The sequence below is a fragment of the Streptomyces sp. UF-297 genome (genome assembly GCF_058245575.1).
In genome coordinates, this window is sequence record NZ_JBSIBZ010000270.1 from 1 (window position 1) to 371 (window position 371).

The following is a 371-nucleotide window of genomic DNA, read 5'->3' on the forward strand; positions in this document are numbered from 1 at the left end:
TTGAAGGTGCTGGCGGGTGCGGGCGGGATGCTCTCGGTGAGCCTGTCGGCCGCCGCTGTTGAGGAGCGCTTGCCGAAGTGGGGCGAGCGCCTGTCGCCGGCGGCTGTCAACGGCCCGGCCTCGGTAGTGGTTTCCGGAGATCCCGGGGCTCTGGAGGAACTTCAGGCGGAGCTGGAGTCCGAGGGCGTACGCGCCCGGATGGTGGCCGTGGACTACGCCTCCCACTCCGCCCAGGTGGACCGGCTCGAAAAGGAGATCCTTTCCGTCCTCGACGGGATCGCGCCGCGCCAGGGCCGGATGCCGATGGTGTCGGCCATGTCCGGCGAGACGCTGTCCGGCGAGGAGCTGGACGCCGCGTACTGGTACGGGAG

Annotated in this window: 1 protein-coding gene; it reads left to right on the forward strand. The window is 70.4% G+C overall.

All coding sequences use genetic code 11. The annotated features are described in order from the left end of the window. A partial coding sequence (locus AC4IJH_RS43785; RefSeq protein ID WP_490857611.1) for an acyltransferase domain-containing protein occupies positions 1–371 on the forward strand: 371 nt, incomplete at both ends.